Genomic DNA, 12723 nt, shown 5'->3' with positions numbered 1-12723 from the left:
GCGACGTTTGAGTCGGGCCTCTACAGGATTTTGAAACGCGCGCGGAACGAGGCAGTACCGCCAGCATTCAAGCTTCCCGATGGCCGGATGCGCAAGGCGTCGATATTCTCATCACACCCTTCGCCATCGTCCATGGGCAAATAGCCCCAGGTCAATCCGTCGTCCTCTGAGAACTCCAACGAATCTGTGTCGCTTGTCAGTGACGTAAAGCTGTAACTGAGGCCAGATGCTGGCGATCCATCGGTAAATACAACCGGGCCGCTGCCGCCGATACTGGCAATACACATCTTGACGTCGGCCGGGAAAATGTCACTCAGAACGATATTCTGGACCGGGTATGTGTTCGGGTTGCCGACGGTGAAATTATATTCGAACAAGGCGCCCGGAATGGATTTGGGGTTCGTCGAATTGTTGACCGGATCAGAAATGACCGAGCTAACTTTCGTCACGTTCAAGTTCGACACCGGATAGCAGAACGAGATGTCATGCAGCGCGATACCTTGCAGACCGGGATCGTTCGGCGCTGCTGCATAGTCGCCGTACCTGATGACAATCGTGTCGACCGCGCTCTGGAACGTGACGACGACATTTCCGTTCGCCTCTGCATCCGCAGAGGCCCCATCGCCGAATGCCTGATTACCAATGACATAGTTTGCAGTGCCGTTGGTGAGCACCGGAATGACGGTCGCCCCGTCGAGATAACCCACCACTTCGACGCGATCGGCAAATTGGTTGGCGTTGAAATCAACGTCAAATATGCGGAACTGTGCGCGGCTCATATCAGCGGGCAAATTGATCGTTGTGACAACTTCTGACGCTCTGGTTGGCAGATCGACAATTTGCGACAGTGCAAACTCGCCCGTCCCGAAACCGCCGTTGATCACGTTCTGACGTGCAGGTGATTGGCCGCCATAGGTCGCGCTGTTGTACCAAGTGCCCGGGTTGGTGATCCCAAAGGTGATATTTCCAAATGGCCCAAGCGGATAGCTGCCCGACGTATTGCCCGCGTTCCATGCGACCGTATTCCAGTCGAAGATCACCGAACCGTTGGGGCACACTACAGTTGGCGGGGTGCCGGCAACGCGTGTTCCGCTGACTGTAAAGCTGCGGGTTGCGTAATCATCCTCCGAGGTCACCCCATTGTTGACCGTGGAATCCGGGTCTGGAAGCGAGCTTGCGATAATCTGGGCCGTATTGGTTACGGTTGCCCCGGACGATGCATTTACGTTGCCGCTAATCGTGATTGACCGACTGCTCGACGGAGGGACGCTTCCAACTATCCAAACCCCTGTATCGTCGTCGTAATCGCCGGTCCCGCTCGCGCCTGTGAAGGTGAAACCGGACGGCAGAATGTCCCGCACCTGCACGCCCGCTGCGGTGCCTGAAGACGAGGCGGCGCTTGAAACGGTAAGAGTGTAGCTGATCGCAGAACCGGAAGTCGGGGTCGCATTGCTCACGGACTTGGAAAGCGACAGGTCAGCGCTCGGGCCCATCAGGTATAGAGTTGCGTTCCGGAACGTGCCGTTGTCAGCACCCGGGAAAAGGTCGCAAATTTCAAGCCGCCACGTGCCGGCAGAATTCTGCCCGTTAAAGGCGCTGAGCAAATTCCGCGGACGGAAAGTGTTCTGATATGGCGGGGCAGTGGTTGAGTGATTGACGGAATTTCCGTCTGTATTGACAAGCGTTGCCGCCGCATCGTCCAGCAGGACGTTGAAATTGTCGCCGTTGACATTCGTGGTATCACCATTGGTAAGCTGCACACGCGTTCCCGCCGGGGATTGCAAGGTCAGCTGAATGTCGCCTCTCCACGAATGTGTGGCAAGGACGCCGATATTCACATCGCTGAGTACAAAGCTGCTGCCGACTGTGAATGTGCGAACAAGCGGCGCAGCTGGTGAACAAGTGGTGGTGCCGTCTATCGTACCGGTTGTCGTGTTGCTGACAGTTACAGACTGCGCTGCAGCCGGGCTGGAAACGATCACAAGGAAGGCAAACAGCAGCCAAAAGGCGCAATGAGCGGCGACCGCACGCATACGCGCCGATACAATCTCGCATCCAACAAAAACCTGCCGCCAGAACATGCGGAAATGATAGAACGGCATGGTTAATGCGGCCCTAACTTCTGATGAACTTGTTATAGCCGCGCCGCTCATCGGCCCAGCCCCAGGAACCCGAATGTATCGGCGTCGAACTTGATCCGGGCGCTTGCATAGATGCCCTTGTCAGTGTTGCGAGCGGCCGAGAAATCATCGTCGCGGAAACCACTGATATTGTAGCCGACCGTGATCAGAGTGTCCTTGGCAGGCGAGAAGCCTACATTCGGACCGAACGAGAAACTTGTGACATTGTCGGTCAGGTTGGCGCGGACCGTTGCAGTGGCGCCGATTTCGAACTTCTCGCCGATGCCAAAGCGGGCATCGAGGCCGGCCAGCGCGGTAAAGCCAGCCAGATCGAAACCCTCGAACTGGTCAAAGTTATACCGCGCGCCAACAAACAGACCGAATTCATCACGGCGGTTCTGATATTCGATGCCTTCGATATTGCCGAGATCGTCATATCCGCGCGGCGACCAATTGGTCGAAAGGCTGCCGATAATGCGGCGCGATTTTGCATCGCCCGTTACGGTCAGCGCAGTGCGGCCAGCAGGGCCAGTTTCACCGGCCACGGCATTGGTAACCTGATCGCTGCGGAATTCGAGTTTGCCGAGAAACGCGATTTCGGAATTATCCGGACGGTGCGCAACAGCCACCGCGCCATCGAAGATTTCAGTCGATGCGAAATTGTCGCCATCGGCCTTGGTCCAGGTGAAGCCGGAGCCGACAACGCTGCCCTCGCCCAGCTGACGGATCGCGCCGAAGGTAAAACCCTTGCGATCGGCGAATTCACCGTCGCGGTACTCAGCCCGTGCCGTCGCGCTCCAGCGGTCCTTGCGATAGGCAGCGCCGAAGGTCATTGCAGTGAAGTCTTCTACAATCGATCCGTCCTGACCAAGCTGTCCGCCGTTAGCGATCGGCTGCGCCGGGTTGATGATGTCGGAAACGGCGACACCGCCGCCCAAAGTGCGGCTGCCATCGACGGTGGCATCAAGCATAAGCGTTGGCGAAACCTGCAAAGACTGCGCAAGACCAAAGGCCGCAAAACTGCGATTGCCATATTCACCGATAGCTTGCTGGCCCAGCGAGGTGACGATCCGTCCGCCCTGCCACGGTGCAACTTCGATACCTGCACGAACCGTGCGGGCGTCGATGCTCTCGCCATCGGCGATCTCGTAGAGGCCGACCAGCTTAACGTCGTTCGTAACAGCATAGCGAGCGGTCAAGCGGTGGCGCGCTGGCAGGTCCACCGACTCAGCCTTGTCGAGTGCCACGCTGGTGCTGGCGCTGAGTTCGAGCTTGTTGTTCAGGAACCGGTGAGTCGCGCCGCCTTCGAGCAAGGTCGACTTGTTCCGCGAACCATCATCAAGACGGTCGTTGAAGTGCGAGATGCCGAGTTGAAGGTCGGTGTCACCCGAACGATAGTTGCCCTGGACCTGGACCGCGTGACGCTTGCGGTCGTCGGTCAGGCTTTCATCGCGCCATGCACTTGCGACAACCGACAGGTGTTCGCTGAATTCATAGCGGGCATCGACGCCAACCTTCGCGCGGCCGCGTTCTGCGCCGCTTTCCTGGCCGACACCGAAGTCTGCATCCAGCCAGCGGACATAGGCGAGAAGATCAACCGGGCCGGCGCGGTGTTCTGCTTCGACCATCCATCCGGTCGATGTCTTGCCATCGCTGCGGCTCATGGCCAGTTCAGCGCGAACTTCAGTAGTGTCACCAAGACGGGCACGAACATCGACAGCACCGATATTGGTGCGGGCTTCGTCGCCCTTGTCGCTGATTGCAGTGGCGCCGATGCGGATCTTGCCCGACGGGTCGGTCCATGTCGCGCGGGCGCCCGCGTTCAGCTCACCGCCCGACAGTTCGTCGATTTCGTAATCCGCGACGATGAATTGCGGGTTGAGGTCGAAGTCGCGGCTCAGCAGCGGTTCGCTGAATGTGATCGTGCCCGAAAGCAGATCGATGTCATAATCGATGAAACGGGTCAGCTCGCGGCGATCAACGATAACTTCAGAACGGAAACGGTCGCGGGTCTCGATTGCGATGCGTTCGCTGTTCGCGATGATCCGGCGGCTGCTCAGACGGTAAGGTCCGCTGATGCCTGCACCCTGGATTTCATCGCGGCGATAACGAGTGGCAATTTCGGCGGCAAAAGCCTGTGCCTGGATTGCGCCCACCCGCGCCTCACCCTTGAAGCCGGTTGCGGTGCGGTTGTAGCGGGCCAGCTGGGTCTGGTCGAAACCAGTCTGGAAATCACCGTACAGCGCGTAGAAAGTCGAAGTTTCGATCCGGACATACAGTTTCTCACGCGATGCAGCGTCGAAACGGCGGCTCGAAGTGTCAGCAAACACAGTGTAATATGCATTCGGATCAAGCTGGCCCAGCACACGCTGATCGTCGCGCTGCCTGGCGCTGTCATACGCCAGTGTCAGCAGGAATTTGCCCAGGACACGGCCTTTCGCATAAAGCGCGACGCGTGCCTTGTCGCCAAGATCGCTGTCGAAGCGGCCGCTGCGTTCCATGTTGTCCGCAACCGTGCGCGCCCCGATCGAGCCTTCGGCGAGACCGACGACCGTCCATTCGATATCGCCTGGTTCCAGCCATGCTTCGAGTTCCTGCTGACGCGTAACTTCGCCGTCAGCAAAACGGAAGTCGAGACGGACCGAACCGCTGACCATGGTTGGGGCAAGCTCGATCCGGGCGATGCCGTCCGAACCCTCAACCATCCAGCGTGCACCGGTCTTGCCGCCGCCTGAAAGCTGGAGCAGCTGCTGCTGCGCGATCTGCGACGCACTCTGATAAGGCGCGTTGATGATGAATTCGCCTGAGATGCCCGCGCGAACAGGGCGGCCATTGCGGTCGGTGATGCGAACCGCAACGACAGGTTTGGCTGTACCGTCGGCGACCAGCACCGACTCGCCACGAACCAATTCGGCACGGGCAGCGGTCGACGTGAAATACACATCGCGCTCAAGCTCTTTGGAGACACCGCCAAGCGAGTTGATTATGTTGGCGGTGAGCTTGGTCTGTTCGTTTTCCAACGGCACACCGCGCCACAGGCTGACAGCGTAAGGGCCGTCGCTGGCGCTCTTGATGCCGTCGAATGCAGTCGCACTAACCGGCTTGCCGTCTACGAACAGCTCGGCCTTCTGGCCTTTGCGGTGGCGAATGGCGACGCGGATTGCCGGGGTACGCGGATTGTAATCAATTTCAGGGAAGAGCCAGCCATCAGGGCCATCGCCCTGTGCAAGCCAATCCACATTGCCGAGCTCTTCTGCCGCTTGCTCTTCAGCGAGCTGCGCCACGGCGAGCGGGTCTTCTGCTTTCCAGCTTACCGGAAGGTCGGCATGGAAATCTGCAACCAGCAGCGATCCGCCCTGCCCGATCGCGAACCGCGAATTCGTGCTGCCGGTGCTGCGGGTAGAACGATAGCAGTCAACGAACTTGCCGCCTTCGGGAAGCGTGTTTTCGGCAGCCTGAACCACGTGGGTTCCCGGCACCAGGCCTTCGAAGTGATAGCGCCCGTCGATGTCAGTAATTGCAAAGCTGCCATCCTCGAGCGTTACGCGGACACCCGGAATGCCGACACGGTCATCACGAAGGTCGCACGTTCCGGCGGTGACACGCCCGATCAGGGTCATGCGTCCGGCAATGGTTTCGCGCTGGATATCGACATACGCGCTTGCGGCAACAGTGTTGCCGCGGCTGTCGGTTGCGGTTGCGCGGTTTTCTGCCTGTCCCGGAGGGGCATCAGGCCGCACGACCATGGCATAGGTAACGCGTTTCTGTGCGCCGCCTGCAATATCACCCAGCGAGATCGTGAGTTGGCGCCCGTCAGCAGCGGTGGTGACAACATCGCCAGCTTCTGCACCATCAACGCGGATTGAATCCTTGCGGAGGCGGAGCCAGGGCGACGGCGTATCGACCAGAGTGACATCGCGTTTGATGCGGCCGGAATCCTGATTGCGGGCAATGATCGAATAGAAAACGACGTCGCCCGGCTGGGCCGTGTTGCGCGAAGCGGTCTTTTGCAGGCTGACGGCGATGCCAGGGCGGTCGAGCGGAATGTCGATCCGAACCGGGGTTGGATCATTCAATTCGAATGTCCCGCCATAAGACGCGTCAAGAATACGGAATATGCCGCCATCTGGACGGGTGAGCTGGGCAATTTGCGCCGGTGTCGCAACCGAAGGCGCGGTGTATGGCGAAGGCGGCTCTACGACGATGCGGTAGTTGCCCAAAAAGGTCAGCGGGAACCAGTATTCACCCGGAGGCATCGGATAAACGTTACCGGCAGCGTCGGTGATCGGCAGGCCGGAGATAACTGTTGATGGCCACGGCGTGACACCGTCTTCAGCGAACACGGTCGCTGGCTGGCCGGTCACTGCGTCGACCAGCGTGACACGCGCGCCATTCACGGCTTCGCCTGTTTCGCTGTCGAAAACCACGCCGAAGGGATCTGCCAGAACGTCAACAATGGTTGAAATCAGGATGTCGCTGTCGCCGATACGGCGGATGGCGATATTGATCGCATCGCCAGCGCGGACGCTAAGCACGCAATTCCGGACGATTGCCGAAGGCGGAACGCTGATGGTCGGGATCTGCCCGATGAAAATGCCGGTGTTCTCGCCGGTTTCGTAAATGGTGATCTCTTCTTCGTCACCATCGCTGCCGTAGATGACGGCGACAAGGCTATCGACAGCGCCAGCGTCTGTATTTGCTTGCGGAGCACTAACACGGAACAGCAGGTCCTGGCCCGGGCGAACGGTGCTCGACGGGTTTACCGGAAGCGAAACGCCGCCTGATTGGGTGCTGGACAGCCCGCGAACGGTCTGACCGTTACAAAACGGCGGGTTGTAATTGATGATGTCCCCGTCAATCGGTGCGGGAACATAGGTGATGATCGTAACCGGCGGCGGCAGAACTGCCAGTTCGACCGGATTTGAAACCGTTGTGCGCGGCCCGGCTGGATCGCTCCAGTCGGCCCGCGCCACATTGGTAATTGTCTGCGCGTGCGCATTCCCTCCAAGCACGACGAAATGCAGCAGTGCTACCAAGAGCACTGCTGCACAATCGCGCAAGGAAGGGATGAAACGCACCATGCTAGGTGATCAAATAATCAGCAGATCAATTGATCGTGGCGCGGAAGTACAAGGTGCGGGTTACGTCTGCAGCGATATCGCTGAGAGTGCCCGTTACCTGGTCTTGCGTGCCCGGAGCATTGTCGACAAAGTTGCTGTTGGCATTATCAACACCGTCAGCCTGGCAAGCGCCAGTTCCGTCCACCGTACCATCGATGAAGACACCAAATACGTCGTCGATCTCGAGGTCGACCGGCAGGTTATCGGTTACGGTAACGCCTGTGGCAGTTGCCGCGCCGGTGCCGTTCGAAACTGCGATACAGTATTCGACCACTGCACCCGGAATTGCTTTCGGGTTGGTGGTGCCGTTTACCGGATCGCTGATGATGACGCTGGTTTTGGAAACCGTGACGGCTGCTGCAGTGACGACGAAGCCGTCAGTGTCAGAGAAGTCGCCGGCGTTCGCCGCGTCGGTATCACCTGCGCCGTCAGCCAGAACTGTATCGACACCTGCGGTATTTGCACCGGCAGTATCGGTCAGTTCAGCGCCCAGCGAAGCAGCTGTGCCGCCTGCGTGTGCATCGGCTGTGAGCGTGATATCAGCCACGTCGCCGGTGTTCGCACCAACAGGAATGTCAGCGGTCACGAAGACAGTACGGATTTCGTCCTCAGCCATCTCGTCGAGATATGTGACAAGAGTATCGGTGGCGGAATCGAACACGCCGTCGCCGTTATCCTGCCAGATCTGGATGTTAGTCGGCGTGAAATCGTTGCCCGCTGCGAGAGCGGTCGAGAGATCAAGGTCGACAACGTCGTTCGACAGGTTCTGGATATCGAACTGAAGCACAGCCTCAGTCTGGTTAGGCGATACAGCGGTACGTCCGATATCGCCCGATTCAGTCACAGTCACGTCAACCTTGCGGTCAACCGTGAAGGTATCTGTATCCTGAACTGCGGTCTGATTGAACCCGCCGACCTGGTAATCGACGGTGACGGTGTTGGCGATTGGGTCGCCTGCCGTCGTCCCGGCCGCGTAGGCCGGGCTTACGCTTAAGGCAATGAGTGCTGTCGCGCTCACCGCCCCAAGCATTTGCTTGGTACGTTTCATGTTATTGGTCCTTCTTATGCGACCCGTGATTCCCCGACCGCCCACGGGACTAGGCGGCTTCCCTCCGCTTCTCAGCGAACGAATGCGTTAAAGGTGACTTGTCCGGTTTCGCCCGGCTGGATCATCTTGAGTGTCCAGCGCAGGTGGGTAACATCGCCAGCCTGTGCGGCGCGCGTTGTTCCGTCCTCATTGGTTACCGTCAGTTCTGCGAGCGCAGCCCAGGTGGAGCCACCATCAACCGAAACTTCGAGCGCCGGATCGTTGTCTTCCGCAAACACGACCGCGCTCGAAAGCGGATTGGTCAGTTTGAAGTTTTCAACCGGCTCGGTGCTCTGGTTGCGGTAGTTGTTGCGAAACAGAAGCTTGTCACCGGGAACCACCACGCTGGTGTCCGCCAGTTCCGTCTGCTCTGTTCCATCATCAGCGGTGACAGTCTTCACGACCTTTACATCGCCACTGATAACCATCGCCTGCTGTTCTGCCTGAGCAGAAACCGGCGAGGATACGAGTGCGGCCGCGACCGCAAAAATTCCGAAAATACGACCTGTTTTCATTGTTCTATTCCTTCTCAGTCGACGCTTACGTCGAAAGTAACGGAGTAATCTGTGCCGCCAGCAGCGGTCCCGATGTCTACGGAGATGCCCGCCGCGTCCGATGCCTCACCGGCGTCAGCGTCGGCAGCATCTGTCAGTGCAGAGCCGTCGAGTGCGAGGGAGGACGCGACGTAAGTCGTGTCAGCCGGGATCGGGTCGGTGATCAGCAGTCCGTTAACCGAACCGCTGCCGGTAACCGTGGCTGCTATTGTATATGTAATGACCGACCCGGGCACGACGGTGGTTCCGCCGAACGGGTCGAGGACAGAAGCTGATTTGACCAAGTCGACCGTAGTGATGCCAACGATGATCGTGCCGATGGCATTATCATCTGCACCGTTGGGGCCAACCACGGCATCGCCGCCGTTTTCGCCCTGCCCGGCAAACGTCGTGCCTGGGGTGCCGGTGCCTGTCACCGCTTCAGCGAGCAGATCCACATCAGCCTGATCAAGGTCGACCGCAGCCGCCGGAACGCTCAGCAACACAAACACTGTAAGAATCTGGTCGGGATCAAGGATCGCGGTTGTTTCCGGACCGACGAGGATTTCGTCGACACCCGGATCGTAGACGCCGTTACCGTTGGTATCGACAGCTATGCCATCAACCGTCGGATCGAAATCGTTGCCTGCCTGCGCCGGATTGGCGGTCAGGAAGTAGGCTTCTGGACCGTTGCCCGTGTTGGTGACCGAAAATGTCAGCACAGCGTCACCGGTCGTCGCAGGGATCGGCCCTGGATCAAGCGATGCGACCGCGACGTCAAGAAGCTCATCGACCCTAAGCACCACAGTGTTTGAATCGATTGTCTCTTCGCCGCCGCCTGCGTCGTAAGTCGCGCTCGCGGTGTTTTCGATGAGGGTCCCAGCAGGCACACCTTCAGCCAGCGCCGGTGCGGCGATTGCGAGGAGGATCGAGCCTGAAATAACCCTTGCGGACGTAATAAGTACTTTTGCCATAGGGGGCATTTGCCACACGAAGGTTAGCAACTGGTTAGCATTCGCTAAGATTGTCAGACCCTCAACCTAGGTATTCTGCGGTTAATCTAGCGTTCAGGCCCCCTGCGAGGCCTAACAGACAAGGCAAATATTGTGTTAACCATGCTTGGGTCGAACACTGCTGCAGGACGCCGGATAAATTGTCCGAAAATCAGCGCTTTGCACTTTCTCTGAAACCGGAACCCACTTAGGAGCCCAGGCTAGATTGAGCACATGGACCGCCGACCGCAGCGAGCGCGAACGGCAGAACGGCCATAAAAAGCACGCGCAGATCGCTCAGGCCGCCGGATTGGCCAGGTGCTCTAAAGAGATGATTTGCAGGGTATGGTGCGCCCGACAGGATTCGAACCTGTGGCCCCCAGATTAGGAATCTGGTGCTCTATCCGACTGAGCTACGGGCGCGACCGAAATTGCCTCTAAGGCTCTCAGACGCACGATGCAATCAGTTCAAATCTTCCGGCGGAGTGACGGGAAACGGCAATGGTGCAACCGCAACCCCTTCATCGATCAAGTCCTGCGCCTGTTCCGCCGTCGCTTCCCCGTGGATCAGTTGCTGCTTCTGTTCGCCGTAGTGCATGGCACGCGATCTGTCCGCAAAGTCCTTGCCCACCCATTTGCTGTCCTTGAGAGCCTGCGCCTGAGCCGTCGCCAACTTTTCAAAAAATTTGACAACTTTCCGGTCTAACTTATTGTTTGAAAGCGCAACATTGTCACTTCCAGTTGACTGACTGGTGGCTGGTTGATCAGGCGCTCGTGCATTACCCTTCACTGGCACGGCCGGCGCCATCGGTGCCTTTGCAATCTGGGTGCTCCCGCATTCCGGGCACATCAGATAGCCATTTTTGCCCTGCTCAACAAAGTCACCGGTCGATTTGAACCAACCTTCAAACCGGTGCCCTTCGCCGCAGTGGAGATCGAATACAATCATGGTGCGTCAGACCTAGGGATATCGCGGCGGTTGGCAAGACTGGGAAGCTGCCGGCGGACTTCTTCGATCCTGGAGAGGTCCAGTTCTGCAAACTCCAACCCTTCTCGCTGCTCCATGTCGAGGATCACTTTGCCCCAAGGATCGACCACCAGGCTGTGCCCGTATGTATCCCTGCCATCCTCATGCTGGCCAACCTGCGCTGCAGCGACCACGAAAGCGCTTGCTTCAATCGCTCGGGCGCGCTGCAGGATATGCCAATGGTCCCGCCCCGTCGGGACCGTGAACGCTGCTGGAATTGCGATCAGATCGCATCTTTGTCCGCCAAGTTCTTGAAACAATGCAGGAAACCTTATGTCATAACAGATTGTCAGACCCAGTTTCCCAAGCGGTGTGTCTATCGTCGAAACCGCATTTCCTGGCTGATACGCATTGGATTCCCGCCAGCTTTCTCCGGTCTCAAGGTCCACGTCGAACATATGGATCTTGTCGTATCTGCCACGGATTTCGCCGTCGGCATCAATTACAAATGCACGATTGGCGAACCTTCCGGCCTCGGCCAGAACCGGCAGTGAACCGAGCGACGCCCAGACACCGTGCTCCGCACACGCCTGACAGACTGACGTCAAGACGCCGTTCTGCCCCTCACTAACGATATGTTTTGCGGCCCTTTTCCGATTCCGATCCAGCAACCCGCACATTTCCGGCGTGAACAGCATCTTGCCGCCACCTTCTGCGGTCGCCTTGACAGCTGCCACAATTGCAGAGCCATTTTCTTCCGGGTCGATGCCCGAAGTCATCTGAAGGATCGAAATGCGGTGCATAGGTTTCTATCCCGCCAGAAGGGCATCCAGCTCCCCTGCACGCTCCAGCGCGGCCAGCTCGTCCGAACCACCTACGTGCCGGTCACCGATGAATATCTGCGGCACAGTTCGCGCACCCGGGGCACGCTTCAGCATGGCTGCCTTGTCCGGGCCGCCCATCGAGATGTCGAATTCAGTGAAATCCACGCCTTTGCTGGCAAGCAGCTGCTTGGCGCGGTGGCAATAGCCGCAAGTAAACTTCGTATATATATCGACTTTTGGTGCGGTCATCGTGAAACTCTTTCCTGGCCGTCAGGCCGATTGCGCAGCCTCTTGAACGCGCTGCGTTTGACCCTAGATAATACATGTTTCCGGCGCCGCAACGGGCCGGAACTTCAACCTTCGGGGTCGCCGTTTCAAACGGGTCCCCGGCTGGCAAATTGCTCAACAGAGGATTTGATACAATGTCACGATTTGATTTCACACCCTACCGCCGCAGCACCGTCGGTTTCGACCACCTTTTCGACTTGCTTGAAAATCAGGCGCGTACGACCGGTGGCGACAATTACCCCCCTTTCAACATCGAGCGTCGCGGCGAAGACAATTACCGCATCACACTTGCAGTGGCGGGCTTCAAGCCAGCTGACCTCGATATTACCGCTCAGCAGAACCTGCTCACCATTCAGGGCAAGAAGCGAGACGAACAGGCAGATGGCGGTGACATGCTGCATGTCGGGATCGCAAACCGCGGTTTCGAACGCCGTTTCGAACTGGCCGATTATGTCCGCGTTGATGACGCGAAGCTGGAAGACGGCTTGCTCGTCATTGATCTGCTGCGCGAGGTACCTGAGGCGATGAAACCGAAAAAGATTTCGGTGAACGGCCAGGCTTCGCTGGAAGTGGTCAAGAATGATGGCGACGAGGCAGACGCCGCTTAAGTCAGCCGCATTCCGAATTGATATAGGCCCGTCCTGCGTCAAGCATGGCGGGCCTTTTCATTGTGCAGAATCAATTGGGGGCAGACCCGAAAGTCCACCCCCGCGACGACAAGCGTCGCCTCGTCCGGATTTGACCGTCCGGGTCGCAGAAGACGATCAAATCCGGGACAAGCCCAAATTTCGG

General features: G+C 58.2%; 9 protein-coding genes and 1 tRNA gene. 1 reads left to right on the top strand and 9 read right to left on the bottom strand.

Annotated features, from left to right (window positions below; all coding sequences use genetic code 11):
- Positions 1–20 precede the first annotated feature (20 nt).
- The 9 genes from GRI43_RS04105 to grxC form a co-directional block, all read right to left on the bottom strand.
- On the bottom strand, positions 21–2102 hold the full coding sequence (locus GRI43_RS04105; protein ID WP_160729798.1) for a proprotein convertase P-domain-containing protein: 2082 nt from the start codon (positions 2100–2102) through the stop codon (positions 21–23).
- A gap of 47 nt (positions 2103–2149) precedes the next feature.
- Positions 2150–7162, bottom strand: a complete 5013-nt coding sequence (locus tag GRI43_RS04100) for a hypothetical protein (protein ID WP_338090003.1) — start codon at positions 7160–7162, stop codon at positions 2150–2152.
- Positions 7163–7226: 64 nt separating this feature from the next.
- Positions 7227–8288 carry a hypothetical protein gene (locus GRI43_RS04095; RefSeq protein WP_160729796.1) on the bottom strand — a complete coding sequence of 354 codons (1062 nt, stop codon included), beginning with the start codon at positions 8286–8288 and terminating at the stop codon, positions 7227–7229.
- A 71-nt stretch (positions 8289–8359) separates the two neighbouring features.
- Complete coding sequence (locus GRI43_RS04090; protein ID WP_160729795.1) at positions 8360–8842, bottom strand: hypothetical protein; 483 nt, start codon at positions 8840–8842, stop codon at positions 8360–8362.
- A gap of 14 nt (positions 8843–8856) precedes the next feature.
- The gene (locus tag GRI43_RS04085; protein WP_160729794.1) at positions 8857–9834 is read right to left on the bottom strand and encodes a DUF11 domain-containing protein; all 978 of its coding nucleotides are present in this window, start codon (positions 9832–9834) and stop codon (positions 8857–8859) included.
- 364 nt (positions 9835–10198) lie between these two features.
- A tRNA-Arg gene (locus GRI43_RS04080) sits at positions 10199–10275 on the bottom strand.
- A 40-nt stretch (positions 10276–10315) separates the two neighbouring features.
- Positions 10316–10801, bottom strand: a complete 486-nt coding sequence (locus GRI43_RS04075) for a DUF1178 family protein (RefSeq protein ID WP_160729793.1) — start codon at positions 10799–10801, stop codon at positions 10316–10318.
- On the bottom strand, positions 10798–11622 hold the full coding sequence (locus tag GRI43_RS04070) for a carbon-nitrogen hydrolase family protein (protein WP_160729792.1): 825 nt from the start codon (positions 11620–11622) through the stop codon (positions 10798–10800). Before GRI43_RS04070 ends, GRI43_RS04075 begins: the two co-directional genes overlap by 4 nt.
- 6 nt (positions 11623–11628) lie before the next feature.
- Positions 11629–11892, bottom strand: a complete 264-nt coding sequence (gene grxC / locus GRI43_RS04065) for a glutaredoxin 3 (protein WP_160729791.1) — start codon at positions 11890–11892, stop codon at positions 11629–11631.
- A 173-nt stretch (positions 11893–12065) separates the two neighbouring features.
- On the opposite strand from grxC, the gene GRI43_RS04060 reads away from it, so the two are divergent.
- A complete protein-coding gene (locus GRI43_RS04060) occupies positions 12066–12539 on the top strand; it encodes an Hsp20 family protein (RefSeq protein ID WP_160729790.1) in 474 nt (157 codons plus the stop codon).
- Positions 12540–12723: the final 184 nt, after the last annotated feature.

Origin of the sequence: Pontixanthobacter luteolus, assembly GCF_009828095.1 — a bacterium.
GTDB lineage: Bacteria > Pseudomonadota > Alphaproteobacteria > Sphingomonadales > Sphingomonadaceae > Pontixanthobacter > Pontixanthobacter luteolus.
Note: the sequence above shows the minus strand (reverse complement) of the source record. Positions and strands in the feature narration are given on the sequence as shown.